This is a genomic window from Streptomyces sp. NPDC054757, from assembly GCF_053612185.1.
In genome coordinates, this window is the sequence record NZ_JBSHBW010000003.1 from 77,221 (window position 1) to 98,124 (window position 20,904).

Annotated in this window: 17 protein-coding genes and 3 tRNA genes; 9 read left to right on the forward strand and 11 right to left on the reverse strand. The window is 70.9% G+C overall.

The features are described 5' to 3' along the window. Nucleotides 1-170 precede the first annotated feature (170 nt). Entirely contained in the window at nt 171-575 is a 405-nt protein-coding gene (locus tag ACWGKJ_RS05505; protein WP_385024612.1) for a VOC family protein, read from the forward strand. Between the two features lie 185 nt (nt 576-760). Here ACWGKJ_RS05505 and ACWGKJ_RS05510 read toward each other — a convergent pair whose 3' ends face one another. From ACWGKJ_RS05510 to ACWGKJ_RS05520, 3 genes are all read right to left on the reverse strand, one after another. Further along, nucleotides 761-1,708 carry an oxidoreductase gene (locus ACWGKJ_RS05510; protein WP_385024610.1) on the reverse strand — a complete coding sequence of 316 codons (948 nt, stop codon included), beginning with the start codon at nt 1,706-1,708 and terminating at the stop codon, nt 761-763. Next, the gene (locus ACWGKJ_RS05515) at nt 1,669-2,046 is read right to left on the reverse strand and encodes a transporter substrate-binding domain-containing protein (protein ID WP_385024608.1); all 378 of its coding nucleotides are present in this window, start codon (nt 2,044-2,046) and stop codon (nt 1,669-1,671) included. The genes ACWGKJ_RS05510 and ACWGKJ_RS05515 overlap by 40 nt, the downstream gene beginning before the upstream one ends. A gap of 91 nt (nt 2,047-2,137) precedes the next feature. Then, nucleotides 2,138-2,908, reverse strand: coding sequence for an aminotransferase class IV (locus ACWGKJ_RS05520; RefSeq protein WP_385024606.1), 771 nt, complete (start codon nt 2,906-2,908; stop codon nt 2,138-2,140). Between the two features lie 117 nt (nt 2,909-3,025). Between ACWGKJ_RS05520 and ACWGKJ_RS05525 the strand changes: the two genes are divergently transcribed. Beyond that, on the forward strand, nt 3,026-3,616 hold the full coding sequence (locus tag ACWGKJ_RS05525) for an NADPH-dependent FMN reductase (protein ID WP_385024604.1): 591 nt from the start codon (nt 3,026-3,028) through the stop codon (nt 3,614-3,616). Nucleotides 3,617-3,664: 48 nt separating this feature from the next. On the opposite strand, the gene ACWGKJ_RS05530 is transcribed toward ACWGKJ_RS05525, so the two are convergent. After that, nucleotides 3,665-4,273 carry a SanA/YdcF family protein gene (locus ACWGKJ_RS05530; RefSeq protein ID WP_385024624.1) on the reverse strand — a complete coding sequence of 203 codons (609 nt, stop codon included), beginning with the start codon at nt 4,271-4,273 and terminating at the stop codon, nt 3,665-3,667. Between the two features lie 255 nt (nt 4,274-4,528). Further along, nucleotides 4,529-5,116, reverse strand: coding sequence for a dihydrofolate reductase family protein (locus ACWGKJ_RS05535; protein ID WP_385024602.1), 588 nt, complete (start codon nt 5,114-5,116; stop codon nt 4,529-4,531). Nucleotides 5,117-5,362: 246 nt separating this feature from the next. Here ACWGKJ_RS05535 and ACWGKJ_RS05540 point away from each other — a divergent pair, with 246 nt between their 5' ends. The 4 genes from ACWGKJ_RS05540 (at nt 5,363) to ACWGKJ_RS05555 (ending at nt 11,728) form a co-directional block, all read left to right on the forward strand. Next, nucleotides 5,363-6,673, forward strand: coding sequence for a deoxyguanosinetriphosphate triphosphohydrolase (locus ACWGKJ_RS05540; protein ID WP_385024600.1), 1,311 nt, complete (start codon nt 5,363-5,365; stop codon nt 6,671-6,673). Nucleotides 6,674-6,848: 175 nt separating this feature from the next. Next, nucleotides 6,849-8,111, forward strand: a complete 1,263-nt coding sequence (locus ACWGKJ_RS05545) for an NAD(P)/FAD-dependent oxidoreductase (protein ID WP_385024598.1) — start codon at nt 6,849-6,851, stop codon at nt 8,109-8,111. Nucleotides 8,112-8,379: 268 nt separating this feature from the next. Next, nucleotides 8,380-10,284 carry a DNA primase gene (dnaG, locus tag ACWGKJ_RS05550; RefSeq protein WP_385024596.1) on the forward strand — a complete coding sequence of 635 codons (1,905 nt, stop codon included), beginning with the start codon at nt 8,380-8,382 and terminating at the stop codon, nt 10,282-10,284. 193 nt (nt 10,285-10,477) lie between these two features. Then, the gene (locus tag ACWGKJ_RS05555) at nt 10,478-11,728 is read left to right on the forward strand and encodes an RNA polymerase sigma factor (protein WP_385024594.1); all 1,251 of its coding nucleotides are present in this window, start codon (nt 10,478-10,480) and stop codon (nt 11,726-11,728) included. 148 nt (nt 11,729-11,876) lie between these two features. Here ACWGKJ_RS05555 and ACWGKJ_RS05560 read toward each other — a convergent pair whose 3' ends face one another. The 4 genes from ACWGKJ_RS05560 to ACWGKJ_RS05575 form a co-directional block, all read right to left on the reverse strand. Beyond that, entirely contained in the window at nt 11,877-13,856 is a 1,980-nt protein-coding gene (locus tag ACWGKJ_RS05560; RefSeq protein WP_385024592.1) for an ABC transporter ATP-binding protein, read from the reverse strand. Then, nucleotides 13,856-15,589, reverse strand: coding sequence for an ABC transporter ATP-binding protein (locus ACWGKJ_RS05565; protein WP_385024590.1), 1,734 nt, complete (start codon nt 15,587-15,589; stop codon nt 13,856-13,858). The genes ACWGKJ_RS05560 and ACWGKJ_RS05565 overlap by 1 nt, the downstream gene beginning before the upstream one ends. 269 nt (nt 15,590-15,858) lie before the next feature. Beyond that, nucleotides 15,859-17,361, reverse strand: a complete 1,503-nt coding sequence (locus ACWGKJ_RS05570; RefSeq protein WP_385024588.1) for an FGGY family carbohydrate kinase — start codon at nt 17,359-17,361, stop codon at nt 15,859-15,861. Between the two features lie 164 nt (nt 17,362-17,525). Continuing rightward, nucleotides 17,526-17,825: a YtxH domain-containing protein gene (locus tag ACWGKJ_RS05575; RefSeq protein WP_385024586.1), complete on the reverse strand. Its 300-nt coding sequence runs from the start codon at nt 17,823-17,825 to the stop codon at nt 17,526-17,528. A 168-nt stretch (nt 17,826-17,993) separates the two neighbouring features. On the opposite strand from ACWGKJ_RS05575, the gene ACWGKJ_RS05580 reads away from it, so the two are divergent. From ACWGKJ_RS05580 to ACWGKJ_RS05590, 3 genes are all read left to right on the forward strand, one after another. Further along, nucleotides 17,994-18,066: transfer RNA gene (locus ACWGKJ_RS05580), tRNA-Asn, on the forward strand. 5 nt (nt 18,067-18,071) lie between these two features. Continuing rightward, nucleotides 18,072-18,144, forward strand: a tRNA-Asn gene (locus ACWGKJ_RS05585). A gap of 179 nt (nt 18,145-18,323) precedes the next feature. Continuing rightward, nucleotides 18,324-18,400 (forward strand) — tRNA-Ile (locus ACWGKJ_RS05590). Nucleotides 18,401-18,666: 266 nt separating this feature from the next. Here the strand turns inward: ACWGKJ_RS05590 and ACWGKJ_RS05595 are convergent. Further along, nucleotides 18,667-19,824: an LLM class flavin-dependent oxidoreductase gene (locus tag ACWGKJ_RS05595; RefSeq protein WP_385024584.1), complete on the reverse strand. Its 1,158-nt coding sequence runs from the start codon at nt 19,822-19,824 to the stop codon at nt 18,667-18,669. Further along, nucleotides 19,821-20,864, reverse strand: coding sequence for an ABC transporter substrate-binding protein (locus ACWGKJ_RS05600; RefSeq protein ID WP_385024582.1), 1,044 nt, complete (start codon nt 20,862-20,864; stop codon nt 19,821-19,823). The genes ACWGKJ_RS05595 and ACWGKJ_RS05600 overlap by 4 nt, the downstream gene beginning before the upstream one ends. Nucleotides 20,865-20,904 lie beyond the last annotated feature (40 nt).

Genomic DNA, 20,904 nt, shown 5'->3' on the forward strand with positions numbered 1-20,904 from the left:
GTTGCCGGGGTATGTCGGTCCTTGCCCCCCCGGGGGGCGTCTCTCCGTACCGCTGGACTTTCGGCGGACGTCCTTTCCCGCCGCCGATGAGTTTCGGTGCGGTCTGTCGTCTACCTCTCCGAAGGGCACGCCACCGCGGCCACCGGTCCGACCTGAGAGAAGAGCCCGCAATGCCCCAGATGATCTTCGTCAACCTGCCGGTCAAGGAGCTCGAAGTCTCCAAGTCCTTCTTCACCGCGCTCGGATACAGGATCAACCCGCAGTTCACCGACGAGAACGCGGCCTGTGTGGTGATCAGCGACTCGATCTGCGCGATGCTGCTCACGGAGCCGTTCTTCAAGCAGTTCACCCGGAAGGAGATCGCCGACGCGACCAGCACCACCGAGGTGCTGGTCTGTCTCAGCGCGGAGAGCAGAGAGGACGTCGACCGGCTGGCCGACACCGCGCTGGCCTCCGGCGGCTCGCCCGCGAACGAGCCGCAGGATCAGGGGCCTATGTACGGCCGCTCCTTCCAGGACCCGGACGGCCACATCTGGGAGGTCATGTGGATGGACCCGGCCGCTGTCCAGGGGTGACGGGGGCCGCCGCGATACGGGGTGGGGCCGGTGCCGTTTACGATGCCGGGCTGACGGGCGCGGGGCTGACGTGAGCCCGCCGCCGTCCGGGGTGACACGGGCGGATGACACGGGCGGGTGACGCAGGCCGCGGGGGGACGGGCGCCGCAGGGGAGCGCCTGTCCCCCCCCGGTCACCCCGTCCGGTCAGCGGCCGGGCGCGTCCACGGTGTCCAGGCCCTCGTACGTCACCCCGGTGAGCTGCTCGGACGCCGTCCAGAGCCGCTCGCCCGCCACATCATTCGTCGCCCACTTCGCCCGGCGGGACGGCCCGGGGGTCCCGCGCCAGCCCAGGAACCTGGGCCCGGTGAAGGAGTCGGGCAGTACGCAGGGTGCGGTGGCCGCGTAGAGCGTGGGCAGCGCGCCTGCCTCGGCCGACTGGGCGAACACGCGGTTGCCCAGCTCCACCACCCGCTCGGCCCCGGTGCGGCCCTCCATGCGCACCCCCGCCGTCTGGAGGTTCGTGCTCGCGTAACCAGGGTGCGCAGCGGCGGCGACGAGGCCGGAGCCGGCGGTGGCGAGGCGCCGAGTCAGCTCATGGACGAAGAGCAGATTCGCCGTCTTGGAGCGGCCATAGGCGATCCAACGCCGGTAACCCCGCTCGCTGTTGAGGTCGTTGATGTCGATATTGGCGAGCATGTGGAGCCCGCTGGACACGCTCACCACCCGGGCGCCCGGAGTGGCCAGGAGCTTCGGGACGAGCAGCCCGGTGAGGGCGAAGTGCCCGAGGTGGTTCACGCCGAACTGTGTCTCGAACCCGTCGGCTGTCGTCCCGTACGGCAGCGCCATGACGCCCGCGTTGTTGATGAGCAGATCGAGGCGCTCGCCCTGGACCGCCGACGCGAACTGCCGCACGGACGTCAGGTCCGCGAGATCGAGCTGTACGAAATCGGCCTGAGCGTCCGGCACTTCGGCCCGGATCGTGGCCTCTGCCTCTCTGCCGCGCGGCTCGCTGCGGCAGGCCAGAATGACCCGCGCGCCCTGTCGGGCCAGCTCACGTGCGGTCACCAGTCCGATGCCGCTGTTGGCCCCGGTGACCACCGCCGTGCGCCCGCTCAGGTCGGGGATGTCGCCCGCGTTCCAGCCTTTGGCCATGGCTCCAGCGTACGACCGTGGCGGCGGCCGGGCAGCCGCGCGTCCGCGTACGGGGCGGTGAAGGCGACCTCGGCCTCCCGGGCGGGCTCCACGGCGAGAAAACAGAGGTCGGACCGGCCCGCCGCCATCGCCTCGTACGACGTGCGTGCCGCGTCAAAGCACAGCAGCTCCACCGGCACCTCCAGCCGGGTCGCGATCTCCCGCGCGATGTCGACCGTGATCCCGGACGGAGCGCTCGGTGAGCCCTGGGCCAGGACCGGATTGCCCAGATTGATGGCGGCACGCAGCGCGCCGGTGGGCGCCAGATCCCGGGCGATGGCAGCGGTCGCGATGGTCATGCGCCGGAGTGTAGGACACCTCGCGGGGCGCCGGGCCGGCCGCCCGGCGGACCCGGTTGCGGCCGGGCCGGGCCTCATCCGGCGAAGGGCCCTACGGCCGCGCCGGGATCTCGTCCCAGGGGGCGGACTCGTAAGCATCCGCCACCCGCCGCATCAGCTCTCCGTCCACCGCGTACTCCGTGGTGTCGATCCGGTTCACGGGATCGATGCCCCGCGAGTTGGTCACGAAGGCCGCCCGGTAGGCGCCCAGTCCGTCCAGGGTCACCCGGCGGCGCACCGATGGCAGCCGCGGTTCGATCAGCGCCATGGTGGTCCCGGTCAGTGCGGGCGCATCCGGCCAGACCACCGAAGTGCCGTCCCAGAAAGCGATGTTGGTGACCGCGCCTTCCGAGACCACGCCGCCGGGACCGGTCAGCAGGGCACTGTCGAAGCCCGCGCGGGCCGCGGCCCTGCCGTAGTGGATCTGCGCGAAGCTGCCGACGTGCTTGATGTGCGGGACCGGCCGCTGGTACGGGACGGACATCAGGCTCTGCGGCGCACTCGACGGGTCGGCGGGCGGCCGGACGACGACCGTCACGGTGGCGGCCCCGTCCCCGTCGGGCCAGTGCACGTACACCCGCGCCGACGCGTCCCGTACGCCCGCGCCGTCCAGTGCCCGCCGGAGCAGCCGGCAGACGTGCCCGCCGTCCAGCCCGGCGCCGAACAGCTCACGGGTCGCCGAGTCCAGCCTGGCGAGATGCAGTGCGAGGCCGCGCACCCGGCAGTCGCTGACCTGCATGGCCGTGAAATGACCGTAGTTGAGGAAGGCGGGTGTGCTGAGGGAGGTATCGGTGACGGGCCGGCCGTCCATCTCGATGTGCATGGACCAACGGTACGGATACGGGCGGTACGGGCACGGGCGGTACGGGTACGGGCACCCGGAGCGGCCGGATACACGGGCGCTTGACCTCAACCATGGTTGATGTATGACGCTCTCGCCATGGACATCAACACCAGCCCCCTGAAGCTGAACGTCATCGTCGCCAGCAACCGCAACGGCCGTTTCGGCCCCACCATCGCCGACTGGTTCCTCTCCCGCGCCCGGCTCCGGGAGGATCTCGCGGTCGGGGTGACCGACCTCGCCGATGTCGACCTGCCCACCTCGCTCTCCCACGACCCGCAGCCCGTGGTGCGCGAGGCGCTGGGCCGGGTCAGCCCACAGCTGGACGCGGCCGATGCCTTCGTGGTCCTGACCCCCGAGTACAACCACTCCTTCCCCGCCTCCCTCAAGAACCTCATCGACTGGCACTACGGCCAGTGGCAGGCCAAGCCGGTCGGGTTCGTCTCGTACGGCGGGATCTCCGGCGGGCTGCGCGCGGTCGAGCAGCTGCGGCAGGTCTTCGCCGAGCTGCACGCGGTCACCGTCCGGGACACGGTGAGCTTCCACAACGCGCACGGCCACTTCGACGAGGACGGCGCCCACAAGGACCCCGAGGCCCCCGACGCGGCGGCCAAGGTCATGCTCGACCAGCTCGTCTGGTGGGGCCTGGCGCTGCGGGAGGCGAAGGCGGCCCGCCCGTACGGGAGCTGAGAGGGAGCCGGCCGGGCGGGCCTCCGGGGCGGTGTGGAAGCGCGGGCGTCAGTGGCCGTCCAGCGCCCGCGCGACCCCGTTCTCCCGGGGGCCGAGGAAGTGCGGGTCGGGCTTGAACGCGGCGTCCAGGGCTGCCTTCCCGGCCGCCAGGATCTCGCGCGCGCCGCCGTAGTACCAGGTCACGTCATGCGCGTCGGACACACCGACGCCGTACGCATCGATACCGGCCGACCGGCAGAGCGCGAGAGCCCTGCGGATGTGGAAACCCTGGCTGACCAGGACGGCCCGGTGGACGCCGAACACCTTCCTGGCCCGTACACAGGAATCCCAGGTGTCGAAGCCGGCGTAATCGCTGACCACCTTCCCGCCCGGCACCCCGTGCCGTACGAGATAGGCCCGCATCGCGTCCGGCTCGTCGTACTCCGTCCTGCTGTTGTCACCGGTGACGAGCACCACCTTCACGGTGCCCGCCCGGTACAGTCCGGCGGCTGCGTCGAGCCGGTGCGCGAGGTACGGGGACGGCCGGCCCTGCCGGAGACCCGCACCGAACACCACGGCGACATCGGCCGTAGGGACGTCGGCCGCCGTCCGTATCCGGTCGCCCGCAGCGGTGAACATCCAGGCAGCCGGGGCGAGCGCCAGCACACAGCCGAGCATGACGGCCTGCACGGCCCGGCGCCGGCCGCGCCTCGTCCTCGGCAGCGCCGGCCGGGGCAGCCGCGGCCCGCGTGGCCGCAGCTTCGCCAGGTGCTGCCGCAGCCGTCGTACGCGGGGCGGCATGAGCAGCGTGGGTCTGTGCATGAGGGCCCTTCCGACGCCGGACGTGTCGGAAGCTCGGACGCGCGGAGGGGCGAATCCGGTTCGCCGGGAAGCCACCGCACAGTAGCGCCACCGCCCGGCGCGGAAGCCGGGTCACCGCAGTGTGTACGTCAGGTGCGTGACGCCGTCCCCCTCGATCACCGTGGGGCCCTCCAGTGCGCGCGGTGTGTCCCTCAGCCGGTCCAGGAAGCGCACACCCGAGCCGAGCAGCAGGGGCACCAGATCGATCTCCAGCTCGTCGAGGAGTCCGGCGTTGATGCACTGCTGGGTGAGATCGGCGCTGCCGATAGTGACCTTCTTCCCGCCCGCCGTCGCCCTGGCCTGCGCGATGGCGCTCTCGACGCCGTCGGTGACGAAGGTCAGCGGGGTGTCGGCGCGGGGCCAGCCGTCCGGGATGCTGTGGCTGACGACGATCACCGGCCGGCCCAGGGGATGCCCGCCGATCCAGCCGCCCGCGTCCTCGAACGTACGCCGTCCGTAGACGAGCACGCCGATCTCCTCCAGCGCGCGGTTCAGCCGCTGGGCGCTGGCCTGCGACACATGGAAGGTCATGTCCGGGTCGGCGGTCCGCACCGTGACGTCCCCGCCGTCGTACCACTGGAACAGCTGGTCGATCCCGTCGGACGGGTGGGAGACGAATCCGTCCAGCGACATGGACATGTTGGCGGTCACCTTGGCCATCGGCCCTCTCCGCTCTGCTCAGCCGTCTCCCGTTCCACGTTCCACATTCCTACGGCGCGGACGGTCCGGCGACCCGGAGGCACCGCCCGCAGCCGCCCGGCCCGGCAGCGCGGCCCGGCAGTCCGGTCCGCCGCCCGGCCACCGCCCGCGGCCGGAGGTGCGGCAGCGCGGGGCCCGCCACCGGCCGAACCCGCCGCCTGGCGGGCCCGGCCGCGTCCGTGGCCCCGGACTCAGTACTGTCGGAGCATGGAAGGCACCGCGTACACCCCGACCGACTGCGAACGCTGGGACACCGAGCCGGACAAGCGGCCGGGGCGTACCGCCTTCCAGCGCGATCGCGCACGCGTGCTGCACTCCGCCGCGCTGCGCCGGCTCGCGGGCAAGACCCAGGTGGTCACACCGGGCTCGCTCCCGCAGGCGCGCGGGGCGGGCACGGCGGAGTCCCAGAGCTGGGACGCCAGCCCGCGCACCCGCCTCACGCACTCCCTGGAGTGCGCCCAGGTCGGACGGGAACTCGGCGCGGCGCTCGGCTGCGACCCCGACCTCGTCGAGGCCGCCTGCCTCGCCCACGACCTCGGCCACCCGCCGTTCGGCCACAACGGCGAACTGGCGCTGAACGACTTCGCCCGGGACTGCGGCGGCTTCGAGGGCAACGCCCAGTCGCTGCGGCTGCTCACCCGTATCGAACCCAAGCGGTTCGTCCAGGCGTCGGCCACCGGAGAGCCGGTCAGCGTCGGCCTCAACCTCACCAGGGCCGCCCTGGACGCGGCCACCAAGTACCCCTGGCCGCGCGGCGGCCACCCCACCGAGCCCGGCTCGGTGAAGTTCGGCGTGTACGAGGACGACCTGCCCGTCTTCGCCTGGGCCAGGCTCGGCGCACCGGCCGACCGCAAGTGCTTCGAGGCCCAGGTCATGGACTGGTCGGACGATGTGGCCTACTCCGTGCACGACGTCGAGGACGGGCTGCACGCCGGGCACATCGACCCCGGCTGTCTCACCTCAGGACCGGAACGCGACGCCGTCATGGCGGTGGCCGTCGGCCGTTACGTCCCCGGTGACACCGATCCCGCCGAGCTGACCGACGCGCTCGACGGGCTGCTCGCCCAGGAGTGGTGGCCGCACGGCTACGACGGGACCGCCGTCGCGCAGGCCCGGCTGAAGGACGCCACCAGCCAGCTCATCGGCCGGTTCTGCCTGGCGGCCGAGAGCGCGACCAGGGCGTCGTACGGTCCGGGGCCGCTCACCAGATACGCGGCGGAACTGGTCGTCCCACGCCGGGCACGGCTGGAGTGCGCCGTCCTCAAGGCCGTCGCCGACCGCTATGTCATGCAGCGCGAGGAACAGGAGCGGCTCAGAGTCGACCAGCGCCTCGTACTCGCGGGACTCGCCGACGCGCTCACCGCCCGCGCACCGGAAGGGCTCGACCCGCAGTTCCGGGCCCTCTTCGAAGCGGCACCAGGCGAACGCGAGCGCAAACGCGTGATCGTCGACCAGATCGCCTCGCTCACGGACACCTCGGCCCGCTCGCTGCACGCGCGGCTGACCGCCCGCCGCTGAGGACGACCGCCTTGCGGTACGACGGCCCGCCGCGGGGGCGTCGTTCCCGCGGGGCATGCCATCATGACCGGCCATTCCTGACCGTGCGTGAGCCTCAACACCTCACACCTCTTCCCCCCATCACACTCCGTGCGGGACGCTCGCAAGTGGCGCCAGCACTACAAGGAGGCATCAAGTGGTCGACGCACATCTGACGTTCGTCATCATCGGCGGCGGGCTCGCGGGGGCGAAGGCCGCCGAGACCCTCCGCACCGAAGGGTTCGCGGGCCGCGTGATTCTCATCGGCGACGAACGCGACCACCCCTACGAACGCCCGCCCCTCTCCAAGGGGTTCCTCTCGGGCAAGGACGAACGCGACAGCGTCTACGTCCACGACACCGCCTGGTACGCGCAGGCCGACATCGAACTCCACCTGGGCCAGACCGTCGTCTCCATCGACCGCGAAGTCAAGGTCGTACGCCTCGGCGACGACACCGCCATCCACTACGACAAACTGCTCCTCGCGACCGGTGCGGAGCCGCGCCGCCTGGAGATCCCCGGCACCGAACTGGCCGGTGTGCACCATCTGCGCAGGCTCGCCCACGCCGACCGTCTGCGGAACGTCCTGGCCTCACTCGGCCGGGACAACGGCCATCTGGTGATCGCGGGAGCGGGCTGGATCGGCCTGGAGGTCGCGGCGGCGGCGCGCGGTTACGGGGCGGAGGTGACCGTCGTGGAAGCACACCGGACCCCGCTGCACTCGGCCATCGGACCGGAGCTCGGCCAGATCTTCACCGACCTCCACGCCGAACACGGCGTCCGCTTCCACTTCGGCACCCGCCTCACCGAGATCACCGGGCAGGACGGCATGGTCCTGGCCGTCCAGACCGACGACGGCGAGGAGCACCCGGCCCACGACGTGCTCGCCGCGATCGGCGCCGCCCCCCGCGTCTCGCTCGCCGAGGCCGCGGGCCTGGAGCTGGTCGACCGGGCGGACGGCGGCGGTATCGCCGTCGACTCCTCGCTGCGCACCTCCGACCCGGACATCTACGCGGCGGGCGATGTCGCCGCCGCCCGGCACCCGCTGCTCGCCGCCCGGCTGCGCGTCGAGCACTGGGCGAACGCCCTCAACGGCGGCCCGGCGGCGGCCCGCGCGATGCTCGGCCAGGGCGTGGCGTACGACCGGATCCCGTACTTCTTCTCCGACCAGTACGACCTGGGCCTGGAGTACTCGGGGTGGGCGCCGCCCGGCTCGTACGACCAGGTGCTCATCCGGGGCGATGCGGGCAAGCGGCAGTTCATCGCCTTCTGGATGAAGGACGGCCGGCTGCTGGCCGGGATGAACGTCAATGTGTGGGACGTCACCGAACAGCTCCAGCGGCTGATCCGCTCCGGCGCGACGCTGGACCCCGAGGCGCTCGCTGACCCGTCGGTCGACCTGGCCACGCTGGGCGTCTGAGCGGCGGGCGGTACCGGCGGGCGGTACCGGCGGGCGGGACCGGGGCGGGGCGGGACGGTGTGTGTCCCGGCGGGGCGGTGCCGGGTCCGGGCGGGGCGGTGTCCCGTCCGGCCGGAAGGCGGCCGGTCCGGCTCGGACAGTGCCACGGCCGGGCGCACGTGCCGTGTCCCGGCGGGCCGGGGACGTCCCCCTCGCTGCCCGGGCGCCCTCCCCGGCCCGCCGGGCAGTGCCCGTACGGAGTGTCCGAGCCGGACCGTAGACTTCACCCGTGGCAGGCAGGATCAACGATGACGACGTGAAGGCGGTCCGGGACGCGGTCCCGATCGACGCCGTCGTTTCCGAGTACCTCCAGTTGCGGAACGCGGGCGGCGGCAATCTCAAGGGCCTCTGCCCCTTCCACGACGAGAAGTCCCCCTCCTTCCAGGTGAGCCCGGCCAAGGGCCTCTTCCACTGCTTCGGCTGCCAGGAGGGCGGGGACACCCTCGCCTTCGTGATGAAGATCGACCACCTCTCCTTCACCGAGGCGGTCGAGCGCCTCGCGGGCACAGCGGGCATCACCCTCCGGTACGAGGAGGGCGGCTACACCCCCAACAGCCAGCGCGGCGAGCGCATCCGGCTGGTCGAGGCGCACAAGGAGGCCGCCCGGTTCTACGTCGAGCAGCTCGACGGCGCCGAGGCCGAGATCGGCCGCAAGTTCCTCGCCGAGCGCGGATTCGACCAGGCCGCCGCCACCCATTTCGGTGTCGGCTACAGCCCGGCCGGCTGGGACCATCTCACCCGCTACCTGCGCGGCAAGGGCTTCTCGGACAAGGAGCTCATCACCTCCGGGCTCTCCCAGGAGTCCCGAGGCGGCAAGCCCATCGACCGCTTCCGCGGCAGGCTGATGTGGCCGATCCGCGACATCAGCGGTGAGGTCGTCGGCTTCGGTGCCCGCAAGCTCCGCGACGACGACAACGGACCGAAGTACCTCAACACCCCTGAGACGTCGATCTACAAGAAATCCCAGGTCCTCTACGGAATCGACCTGGCCAAGAAGGAGATCGCCAAGTCCAGCAGAGCCGTCGTCGTCGAGGGGTACACCGACGTCATGGCCTGCCATCTGGCCGGTGTGACCACCGCCGTCGCCACCTGCGGCACGGCCTTCGGCACCGACCACATCAAGATCCTCCGCCGGCTGCTCATGGACAACGGCAGCGCCCGCGTGATCTTCACCTTCGACGGCGACGCGGCCGGCCAGAAAGCCGCCCTGCGTGCCTTCGAGGACGACCAGAAGTTCGCCGCCGAGACCTATATCGCCATCGCGCCCGACGGGATGGACCCCTGCGACCTGCGGCTCGCCCAGGGCGACGAGTCGGTGCGCACCCTGGTCGAACCCCGCACCCCGCTCTTCGAGTTCGCGCTCCGCCAGATCATCTCGCGCTACGACCTGGAGACCCCGGCGGGCCGGGCGACCGCGCTCGACGAGGCGGCGCCCGTGGTGGCCCGGATCAAGAACAGCGCCTCGCAGCACGAGGTCGCCGTGCAGCTGGCCGGCATGGTCGGCATCCTCGACACGCAGTTCGTGGTCAAGCGCATCAGCCAGCTCGCCCAGTGGGCACGCGGCCGGGGCAACGCACCCGCGCCCTCACGCGGCGGCCGCCCCCCGCAGCAGCAGGCCGAGGCACCGCGCCCCCCGTCGAGCGGCCCCGCCCTCCACCTCCGCAGCCCCGCCCACCGCACCGAACGCGAGCTGCTGAAGCTGGCACTCCAGCGCCCCGAGCTGGTCTCCCCGGCCTTCGACGCCTATGGGGCCGACGAGTTCACCGCCGCGCCGTACGCCGCCGTACGCGAAACGATCATGGAGGCGGGCGGCGCCGAAGCGGGCATCACCGACTCGTTCGAGTACCTCACCCGGGTCCGCTCCGCGGCGCCCGACGACACCGTCCGGGCCGTGGTCACCGAGCTGGCCGTGGAGCCGATCATGCGGCGTACGGTCGACGAGCTGTACGCGGGCGAACAACTGGTCCACGTCCGGCTGCGCGCGGTCGACCGGCGGATCGCCGACGTCCAGGGCGCCCTGGCCCGAGCCTCCGCCCAGGGCGACGCGGAGCAGTACGCGGCGGTCCAGAACGAGTTGTGGACCCTCCAGCAGTACGGCCAGTCCCTGCGCAACCACGGCGCCGACGCGCTCTGAGCACAGGGGCGCCCGCCGAACGGCGCCCGCGTCGCCGGTTGCCCCGTCCCACCGGACGAGGCCGCCCGGTCGATGCCGCCCGACGGTCGTCCGGCCCACCGGATTCCCATAACCGCCGGGTCACGAACCGGACTCAGAAAGTCACCGCACACCCCTCGTGGCCGTGCTGTGTCATGCCCCACACTGGACTGCGGTGCCTCGGACCGACCGGCCGGTCCGAACGGACCGGTCCACCGGCAGCGGGCCGCCCCTGCCCGCGTATCGGCTCATCGCGTACGGGACTGAAGGCGGCCGGGCCACCGCTGTCCCGCTGCCGCACGCCCCCGATCCGGCAGTCATCCTGGAGGCCGCACCCGTGCAGACCCGGACCCTGACCGAAACCGATGTGGCCCCGGCAGTCCCCCGGCAGAGCCCGCCCGCCGGCCACCCCGAGACCGTCCCCCACCCGGGACCGGCCGCGGCAGCCCGGACCGTGGGGGAGACCCAGGACGGGCCCCCGCCACCCGCACCCACCCGCGCCGCCGACAGCGGCGGCCCCTCGTCGGACCTCCTGCGCCAGTACTTACGGGAGATCGGCCGCATCCCGCTGCTCACGGCGGCCGACGAGGTGGAGCTCGCGCGCCGGGTCGAGGCGGGCCTCTTCGCCGAGGAACGGCTGCGGAGTTCGTCCGATCTCGACTCCCGTCTCGCCGTGGACCTGGACCGACTGGTGGTGCTCGGCCGGATGGCCAAACGGCGGCTGATCGAGGCCAACCTGCGTCTCGTGGTCTCCGTCGCCAAGCGCTATGTGGGCCGCGGGCTGACCATGCTGGACCTGGTCCAGGAGGGGAACCTCGGCCTGATCAGGGCGGTGGAGAAGTTCGACTACGCCCGCGGCTTCAAGTTCTCCACGTACGCGACCTGGTGGATACGGCAGGCGATGTCCCGTGCCCTGGCCGACCAGGCCCGCACGATAAGGGTCCCGGTCCATGTGGTCGAGCTGATCAACAGGGTGGTCCGGGTCCAGCGCCGGATGCTCCAGGAACACGGCTGCGAACCGACCCCCGAAGAAGTCGCCGCCCAGCTCGAACTCACCCCGGAACGCGTGGGAGAGGTACTGCGGCTCGCCCAGGAACCGGTCTCCCTGCACGCCCCGGTGGGGGAGGAGGACGAGGTGGCACTGGGCGACCTGATCGAGGACGGCGACGCTGCGTCCCCGGTGGAGTCGGCCGCGTTCCTGCTGCTGCGGCAGCATCTGGAGGCGGTGCTCTCCACGCTGGGCGAACGCGAACGCAAGGTCGTCCAGCTCCGTTACGGTCTCGCGGACGGCAGACCCCGCACGCTGGAGGAGATCGGACGGATCTTCGGGGTGACACGGGAGCGGATCCGGCAGATCGAGTCCAAGACCCTGAACAAGCTGCGGGACCACGCGTGCGCGGACCAGCTGAGGGGCTACCTGGACTGAGGGTGCGCCGGCCGGGGGCCGACCCGGCTACGGGAAGCCGGGCCCGGCCGCAGGCCGGGTGCGGGGAGGGCAGGGGAGCAGGCCCGCCGCAGGCGCACCGCGCACCGCCCGCACCGCCCGCACCCCGCCACCCCCCACCCCGTACCCCCTAATCCACCTCCACCACCGCCTGCGCGAACTGCGCCGCGTAGAGCCGCGCATACGCCCCCTCCGCGGCCAGCAACTCCTCGTGCGACCCCTGCTCCACGATCGACCCGTTCTCCATCACCAGGATCACATCGGCGTCCCGGATCGTGGAGAGCCGGTGCGCGATGACGAAGCTGGTGCGGCCGTGCGCCAGACGGGCCATCGCCTGCTGGATCAGCACCTCGGTACGGGTGTCGACGGAGCTGGTCGCCTCGTCGAGCACCAGGATCACCGGGTCGGAGAGGAAGGCCCGCGCGATCGTGATCAACTGCTTCTCGCCCGCACTCACCCCCGTACCCTCGTCGTCGATGACCGTGTCGTACCCCTCGGGAAGGGTGCGGATGAACCGGTCGGCGTGGGCGGCGAGGGCCGCCTCCTCGACCTCCTCACGGCTGACGGCACGCGAGGAGCCGTACGCGATGTTCTCCGCGATCGTGCCGCCGAAGAGCCAGGTGTCCTGGAGCACCATGCCTATCCCGGAGCGCAGCTCCTCACGCGTCATCGCAGCGATATCGGTCCCGTCGAGCGTGATCCGCCCGCCGGTCACCTCGTAGAACCGCATGAGCAGATTGACCAGCGTCGTCTTGCCCGCGCCGGTCGGTCCGACGATCGCGACGGTGTGCCCCGGCTCGACCGAGAGCGACAGATCGTCGATGAGCGGCTTGTCGGCCTCGTACCGGAAGGAGACCTTCTCCAGCGAGATGCTCCCGCGCACCGCGGCCGGCCGCGCACCAGCAGCGGCGCGGACACCGGCACCGCCCCCGGCACCCGGCCCCAACTCCGCACCGGAGCCCGCCCCGTCGGGCGTCTGCTCCTCCGCGTCGAGCAGCTCGAAGATCCGCTCGGCGGACGCGACACCCGACTGCACCAGGTTCGCCATCGAGGCGACCTGGGTCAGCGGCTGCGAGAACTGCCGCGAGTACTGGATGAACGCCTGCACATCACCGATGGAGAGCGTGCCGGAAGCCACTCGCAGCCCGCCGATGACCGCCACCAGCACATAGTTGAGGTTCGAGACGAACATCATCAGCGGCTGCATGATGCCGCTGTTGAACTGGGCCCTGAACCCCGCCTCGTACAGCGCCTCGTTCTGCTCCCGGAAGCCCTCGGCCGACTCCGCCTGCCGTCCGAAGATCTTGACCAGGGCGTGCCCGGTGTACATCTCCTCGATATGGGCGTTGAGCCTGCCCGTGACCTTCCACTGCTGCACGAACTGCGGCTGCGACCGCTTGCCGACGCGCGTGGCCACCAGCACCGAGAGCGGTACGGTCACCAGCGCCACCAGCGCCAGGATCCACGAGATCCAGAACATCATCGCCAGGACGCCGATGATGGTGAGCAGCGAGTTCATGAGCTGGCCCATGGTCTGCTGCATGGTCTGGCCGATGTTGTCGACGTCGTTGGTGGTACGGCTGAGCACCTCACCGCGCTTGGCCTTGTCGAAGTACGACAGCGGCAGCCGGGAGAGCTTCGCCTGGATCTCCTCACGCACCCCGTACATGGCCTGGTTGATGATCCGGGCCGCGAGCCGGGTGGTCACGAGCATCAGCAGACCCGCGCAGGCGAAGGCCGCCAGCGCCAGCAGCAGGATCTGGCCGACCTGCGAGAAGTCGATGCCCTTGCCCGGGGTGAAGTCGACGCCGGAGAGCATGTCGGCCATCGCGCCCTGGCCCCTGGCGCGCAGGCCCTTCAGCGCCTGTGCCTTGGTGGTGCCCGCGGGCAGCCGCCGGCCGATGATCCCGCCGAAGATCAGGTCGGTCGCCCGGCCCAGGATCTTCGGTCCGACGACCGAGAGGGCGACACTGCCGATCACCGCGAGCACCATCGTGAACAGTGCGGGGCGGTCCTGCGCGAGCAGCCGCAGCAGCCGCTTGCCCGAACCCTTGAAGTCCATGGACTTCTGGGTCGGTCCCGCCATCATGCGTCCACCTGGACCCGCCATCAGGCTGCCTCCGCCTCGGTCAGCTGGGAGAGCACGATCTCCCGGTATGTCTCATTGCCGTCCATCAGTTCGTGGTGCCTGCCCGTCCCCACGACCCGGCCCTCGTCCATCACGACGATCCGGTCCGCGTCACGGATGGTCGACACGCGCTGCGCCACGATCACCACGGTCGACTCCGCGGTCTCGCGCCGCAGCGCGGTCCGCAGCGCCGCGTCGGTCGCGTAGTCCAGCGCCGAGAACGAGTCGTCGAAGAGGTAGATCTCCGGCCGCTGGACCAGCGTCCTGGCGATCGCCAGCCGCTGCCGCTGCCCACCCGACACATTGGTGCCGCCCTGCGCGACCGGCGCGTTGAGCCCGCCTTCGAGCTTCTCGACGAACTCCTTGGCCTGCGCCACCTCCAGCGCGTGCCACAGCTCCTCGTCGGTGGCGTCCGGGTTCCCGTACCGCAGATTCGTCGCGACGGTCCCGGAGAACAGATACGGCTTCTGCGGCACCAGGGACACGGTCTTCGCCAGCAGCACCGGGTCCAGTTCCTGTACGTCGACACCGTCCACCAGCACCGCGCCGCCCGTGGCGTCGAACAGCCGGGGTACCAGACCGAGCAGCGTCGACTTCCCGCTGCCCGTCGACCCGATCACCGCGGTCGTCTCACCGGGCAGCGCCTCCAGGGCGACCTCCCGCAGCACCGAAGCCTCGGCGCCCGGGTACTTGAACCCGGCCCCCAGGATCTGCAGATGGCCGCGGCTGGTCAGCTCGGTGACGGGCTTCAGTGGCGGCACCACGCTGGAGTCGGTGCCGAGCACCTCCTGGATGCGCTCGGCGCAGACCTCCGCACGCGGCACCATCATGAACATGAAGGTGGCCATCATCACGGACATCACGATCTGCATCAGATAGGAGAGGAACGCGGTGAGCGCGCCGATCTGCATCGCGCCGCTGTCGATCCGGTGTGCGCCGAACCAGACCACCGCGATCGACGACACGTTCACCACGGTCATCACGGTCGGGAACATCAGGGCCATCAGCCGCGCGGTGCCGAGGGAGACCTCGGTCAGCTCGGCGTTGGCGCCCTGGAAGCGCTCCTTCTCGTACGCGTCCTTCACGAACGCGCGGATGACACGGTTGCCGGTGATCTGCTCACGCAGCACCCGGTTCACGGTGTCGAGCCTGACCTGCATCTTCCGGAAGAGCGGCCGCATCCGCCGGACGATCAGGGAGACCAGTACGAGCATGACCGGGACGACCGCGATCAGTACGAGCGAGAGCGGCACGTCCTGGCCGAGCGCCAGCACGATGGCGCCCACGCACATGATCGGCGCCGATGCCATGAGCGTGAACGACATCAGGACCAGCATCTGGATCTGCTGGACGTCATTGGTCGTACGGGTGATGAGCGACGGGGCGCCGAAGTGCCCGACCTCGCGGGCGGAGAAGGACTGCACCCGGTCGAAGACACCGGCCCGGATGTCCCGGCCGAGTGCGGACGCGGTCCGGGCACCGAAGTAGACGGCGCCCATGTTGCAGATCACCTGGACCACGCTGATGGCGATCATGAGACCGCCGAAGCTCAGGATGTAACCCGAATCACCCTTCACGACACCGTTGTCGATGATGTCCGCGTTGAGCGTCGGCAGATAGAGGGAGGCGCAGGTCTGGAGCAGCTGAAGCAGCGCCAGCAGGGCCATGGGTTTCTTGTACGGACGCAGATAGGTCCGCAGCAGTGATATGAGCACGTGCAGTCTCTCGGTTCGGCGGTCCGGCGGGGCTTCCGGCAGGGCAGGGCGGGGCAAGGGACGGTGTCCGGCCGTCCCAGTTTCCGGTACCGCCCAAGCCGAAAGGAACCGTTTTTCTCAAACAGAGGTCAAGAACGCGGCCCCCAGGGCGGGGCGGCACGCTCCGTACGACGCAGCGGTCTCCCTCGTGCGACGGAGCGGCCCTCCACGTACGGCGGACCGTACGGTTCCACTCCGTCGGCCGGCCCGGGTGGCGTGGCGCTCCGGGATCAGGACGGCGTACCGAAGGCTCCGGGGTGGATCTGGTCACGTGTCGCCATGTACTGCTGGCGCACCGCCTGCCCCACCGCGAGACCGTCCCCCGGCTCGAATACCTGGGCGGTGGCGCCCTGCCAGTCCGGCGGGGTCTGCGGGTCGAGCGTGCCCTCGGACACCCCGAGCGCCCAGGCGGCCTGCCGGGCCGCACCGACCGCCGCGTAGTCGGCGGGCTGCGGGACCACGATCTGCGCCCCGAAGATACCCGGGGCCGCGGCCTGGACGGCGGGCAGTTCCGCCGCGGCCCCCAGCAGGAAGACCCGGCGCACCTCGACACCGCGTTCCCGCAGTACGTCCATCGCGTCGGCCAGCGAGCAGAGCATGCCCTCGAAGGCCGCGCGCGCCACATGCTCGCGCTTCATCGACTCGCGCCGCAGCCCGGACAGGGTGCCGGCGGTGTGCGGGAGCTGCGGGGTGCGCTCACCCTCCAGATACGGCAGGAGCACCACCCCGGACGCGCCGGGCGTGGAGGTCAGCGCGAGCGCGGACAGCGCCTCCAGGTCCTCGGCGCCCAGCAGTTCGGCGGTGCCGCGCAGCGCCCGTACGGCGTTGAGCGTGTGCACCACCGGCAGATGCATCCCTGTGGCGTCGGCGAACGAGGTGATCATCCCGGACGGGTCGGACAGCGCCTCGTGGTGCACGGCCATCACGGAACCCGAGGCACCCAGCGACACGACCACATCGCCGGCCGCGACCCCGAGCCCGAAGGCGGCGGCCATGGTCTCCCCGGTACCGGCCGAGATCAGCAGCCCCTCGGGCGTGGTCCCCGCCGACTCGGACGGGCCGAGCACCTCCGGAAGCGCCGCCGTGTGCCCGAGGGCCAGCTCCACCAGATCGGGACGGTAGGCGCCGGTCGCGGCCGACCAGTAACCGGTGCCCGACGCGGCGCCCCGGTCGGTGATCCGCCGTGCGGGCCGGCCGAGCAGCTGCCACACGAGCCAGTCGTGCGGCTGGAGCAGCGCGGCGACCTTCGCGGCCGCCTCCGGCTCCTGCCGTACCAGCCAGCGCAGCTTCGACACCGGCTGCGCGGCCTGCGGTACGGATCCGACGGCCTCGGCCCACGCGGAACGGCCGCCGAGCGAATCGATCAGATCCGCTGCGGCCACCTGCGCCCGCTTGTCATTGCCGATCAGCGCGGGCCGTACGAGATTGCCCTGCCGGTCCAGCGGCACAAGACCGTGCTGCTGGGCGGAGACGCCAATCGCCTGCACACCCTCCAGCAGCCCGCCGGACGCCGCCTCACCGAGCGAGAGCAGCCAGCTCTGCGGATCGACCTCGTACTTCTTACCGGCCTCACCGCCCTGGCCGCCCGCCTGGTCCGCCCCGCCTCCGCCGCCTGCCCCGCCCGTCTGCGGATGGGGCGCATACCCCTGGCGCAGCACGGCACCTGTGTCCGTGTCGCACACGACGATGCGCGTGAAGGCGGCTGAGCTGTCAAGACCGGCGACTATCCCCATACGGCCCGATTGTGCCGCACGCGCGCCGCACCCGGGACGTGAGGTGCGGATGGCGGCCCAGTCGTCCTGTCGGGGGCAGGTACGGGTAGGGCCCCGGCCGTCCTGTTCGGATCAGGTACGGACGGGGCCCGGTGGCGCTGTCGGATCAGGGATCAGGTATCGGATCAGGTATTGGTGGTGCCCCAGTCGTCCTCGACGGCTCCGTTCCGGTCCCGCAGCGACCGGACCCGGTGGGCCATCGCGTCGGGCATCCGGTCACCCATCTTCTCGCTCACGGTGTGGAGCGCCTTGCCGGCGACGTCCCGCCCGTTCTGCGCGGCGGCCTCCGCCGCGTTGCGCACGGCCGGATTCTCCGCGACCTGGCGGGCGGACTTCTTCAACTGCTCGTAACGCTCCCGACCGGCACGTGTGCCGATCACATAACCGAGAGCGAGTCCCGCGACGAACGTCAGCTTGTACCGCATGGCTGCCTTCCCTTGTGCCGGTGCTGCCCGCCTACCCGGCCAACGCGTGATCACCCGGGGCGGAACCGATTGGCGGAGCACCCCCCTGCTTGCGCTAATGTATGTGTCGCAGCGAGCACACGCCCCCCGGGGAGCGATCCGGTGGGTACGTTCGGTGCACAGCAGCAATCCCCTGTAGCTCAATTGGCAGAGCAGCCGGCTGTTAACCGGCAGGTTACTGGTTCGAGTCCAGTCGGGGGAGCGCGGTCCCCTGTAGCTCAATTGGCAGAGCATTCGGCTGTTAACCGGAGGGTTACTGGTTCGAGTCCAGTCGGGGGAGCACAGACGGAAGAGGGCCCTCAGGGGCCCTTTTTCGTGCCGTTTTCCGCTGAGGTGGAACCGTCCCGTCCGCAGCGAGGTCCTCATGATCGAGCGATGCCGACCATCCGAGGCAGGAGATCGTATGAGCGGCTATGCTGCGGCAGACGGCGCGCACACATGTACGCGCCACGCCGTAATGGGGCGGTAGCTCAGCCGGTTAGAGCAGCGGACTCATAATCCGTCGGCCGTGGGTTCGAGTCCCACCCGCCCCACCAGGACCGTTAGCCGAAAAAACGTTCTGGCCAGCACCTTGGCCGGTTCGGGGTGCGTTCAGCAGGATCGTCGCGATCACGATTTCACGATCGTAGGGATTAATCGCGGAGGCGAGCCACGTGGCGGCGCTCAGCCCCTCGTTCGGTCCAGCCTCGTCCGTATCCAACGCTTTCCCGGCTCCCGTTGACCCCGTCCCCCTCCCCGGGCCACCGACGCGAACGGGTGGCACAGCCGACGCCGTGCCACCCGGGGGTTTCGGGCCTTCCGGTCAGCGGCCGCCCGCGAAGCGGAGCGGAGCGCCGGTGGACGGCAGTTCCGGGAGCAGGCCGCGGGACGCCAGTTCGGGTCGTACGCCTTCTCCGAACCAGTACGCCTCCTCCAGATGCGGGTAGCCGGAGAACACGAAGTGCTCGACCCCGAGCGCGTGGTATTCCTCGATGCGGTCCGCCACATCGGCGTGACTTCCCACCAGTGCGGTGCCGGCCCCGCCGCGGACGAGCCCGACTCCCGCCCACAGGTTGGGGGAGATCTCCAGGTTGTCGCGTGAGCCGCCGTGCAGTGCGAGCATCCGCTGCTGACCCACCGACTCGCTTCTGCCCAGGGCCTGCTGGGCAGCGGCGACCGTCTCGGGGCCGAGGTCGTCGAGCAGCCGGTCGGCTGTGGCCCATGCCTCGCGTGCGGAGTCCCGGGAGATGGTGTGCAGCCGGATGCCGAATCGGACGGTGCGGCCGCGTTCCTCGGCCAGCGCGCGGATCCAGTCGATCTTCTGCTTCACCTGGGCCGGAGGTTCGCCCCAGGTGAGATACACGTCCGCGTGCTCGGCCGCGACCGGGCCGGCGGCGTCCGACGAGCCGCCGAAGAAGATCTCCGGCAGCGGATCCGGCGGCAACGCGGTCAGGCCGCCCTCGACCTGGTAGTGCCGGCCGTCGAAGTCGTACGGCTTCCCGCTCCAGGTGCCGCGTACGACCGAGAGGAATTCAGCGGTCCGCTCGTAGCGGCGGTCGTGGTCCAGATGGTCGCCGAAGCGCCTCTGCTCGGTGGAGTCGCCCCCTGTCACCACGTTGAGCAGCAGTCGCCCCCGGGTGATCCGCTGGTACGTCGCCGCCATCTGGGCAGCCAGTACCGGGGAGATGACGCCGGGGCGGAAAGCCACCAGGAACTTGAGCCGCTCGGTGTGCTGCGCGAGTGCCACGGTCGTCAGCCAGGCGTCCTCGCACCAGGTGCCCGTCGGGGTGAGCACGGCCTCGAAACCCAGTTGCTCGGCGGCCTTGGCGATCTGCGCCAGATACTCGATGTCGGGTGCGCGCACACCGCCGGCCGGGGTGATGCGGTCACGTGTGATGCCGCCGTCGGTGTAGGCGTGCCGGTCGACCAGGGTGCGGCCGTCGCCGCCGGTGGGGAGGAACCAGTTCAGGTGGATGCTCATCGGGAGGAAGCCTCCGGGTAGGAGAGGGGCGCTGTGGTGGAGGAGGGCAGGGTGCCGTTGAAGCGCTTGTCGGTGTAGTCCTTGAAGGAGAAGCGGCGGGGGATCAGCTTCAGGCCGGCGAAACTGTCCGCGATCTTCTGCTCGGACGCGATCGCCGCGTCGTCCACGGCGACGGGCACCCGCGTTCCGCTGCTGCGCTTCACCGCGGCGAGCGCCACGTCGTACGGCAGGCCGGTCTCCTTCGCCCAGACCTTCGCCCACGCGCCGGGGTGTTTGAAGACCCAGGACTGTGCGCGGTTGAGGCGCTTGAGGTAGTCGGAGACCGCCGCGGCCTTCTGCTTGTCCTTGAGCGCCGCCGGCGAGGCCACTTGGAAGGAGAGGCCGTTGACGACGCCCTGGCCGGTGGTGAGGATGCGCGCGTGCGCGCTCTTGAGCACCTGCGAGGTGTAGGGGTCCCAGACAGCCCAGGCGTCGACCTTGCCGCGGCTGAACGCCGCCAGCGCGTCGGCCGGCTGCAGATACTTCGCCTTCACATCACTGAACTTCAGCCCTGCCCGCTTGAGGGAGGCGAGCAGTTGGAAGTGGGCCGAGCTGCCCTGCGCCACGGCGACCGACTTGCCCTTGAGCGCGGCGACGGACTTCAGCGGAGAGTTCCCGGGCACGACGATCGCCTCACCCTCCGACGATCCGTGGGCGGCGGCCACGACGGTGATCTTCGAGTGCGAACCCGCGGCGAAGACCGGTGGGGTGTTGCCGACGGCACCGATGTCGACGGCCTTGGCGTTGACGGCTTCCAGCAGCGGGGGACCGGAAGTGAAGGTGGACCACTTGATCTTGTACGTGAGGTGGTCGAGCTCTCCGGCGGCCCGCAGCACGGCCTCACTGCCGCCCTTCTGGTCCCCGACATTGAGGGTGAGGCTGCCCGATCCGTCGGTACCGTCGCCCGGTGCGCCCCCGGCGTTCGCGGAGGACGCGCCGCCACACGCGGCCAGTGACAGGGACAGCGGGAGCAGGAGCGCGGACAGGTAATGGCGTCGCATGGACGTATGTCTCTCTTCCGGATGGGGCCGGGCCCGGCGG

Coding starts and splice junctions, on each gene's coding strand:
- ACWGKJ_RS05505 (WP_385024612.1), top strand. CDS start 171: ATGCCCCAGATGATCTTCGTCAACCTGCCGGTCAAGGAGCTCGAAGTC.
- ACWGKJ_RS05510 (WP_385024610.1), bottom strand. CDS start 1,708: ATGGCCAAAGGCTGGAACGCGGGCGACATCCCCGACCTGAGCGGGCGC.
- ACWGKJ_RS05515 (WP_385024608.1), bottom strand. CDS start 2,046: ATGACCATCGCGACCGCTGCCATCGCCCGGGATCTGGCGCCCACCGGC.
- ACWGKJ_RS05520 (WP_385024606.1), bottom strand. CDS start 2,908: ATGCACATCGAGATGGACGGCCGGCCCGTCACCGATACCTCCCTCAGC.
- ACWGKJ_RS05525 (WP_385024604.1), top strand. CDS start 3,026: ATGGACATCAACACCAGCCCCCTGAAGCTGAACGTCATCGTCGCCAGC.
- ACWGKJ_RS05530 (WP_385024624.1), bottom strand. CDS start 4,273: ATGCTCGGCTGTGTGCTGGCGCTCGCCCCGGCTGCCTGGATGTTCACC.
- ACWGKJ_RS05535 (WP_385024602.1), bottom strand. CDS start 5,116: ATGGCCAAGGTGACCGCCAACATGTCCATGTCGCTGGACGGATTCGTC.
- ACWGKJ_RS05540 (WP_385024600.1), top strand. CDS start 5,363: ATGGAAGGCACCGCGTACACCCCGACCGACTGCGAACGCTGGGACACC.
- ACWGKJ_RS05560 (WP_385024592.1), bottom strand. CDS start 13,856: ATGGCGGGTCCAGGTGGACGCATGATGGCGGGACCGACCCAGAAGTCC.
- ACWGKJ_RS05570 (WP_385024588.1), bottom strand. CDS start 17,361: ATGGGGATAGTCGCCGGTCTTGACAGCTCAGCCGCCTTCACGCGCATC.
- ACWGKJ_RS05575 (WP_385024586.1), bottom strand. CDS start 17,825: ATGCGGTACAAGCTGACGTTCGTCGCGGGACTCGCTCTCGGTTATGTG.
- ACWGKJ_RS05595 (WP_385024584.1), bottom strand. CDS start 19,824: ATGAGCATCCACCTGAACTGGTTCCTCCCCACCGGCGGCGACGGCCGC.
- ACWGKJ_RS05600 (WP_385024582.1), bottom strand. CDS start 20,864: ATGCGACGCCATTACCTGTCCGCGCTCCTGCTCCCGCTGTCCCTGTCA.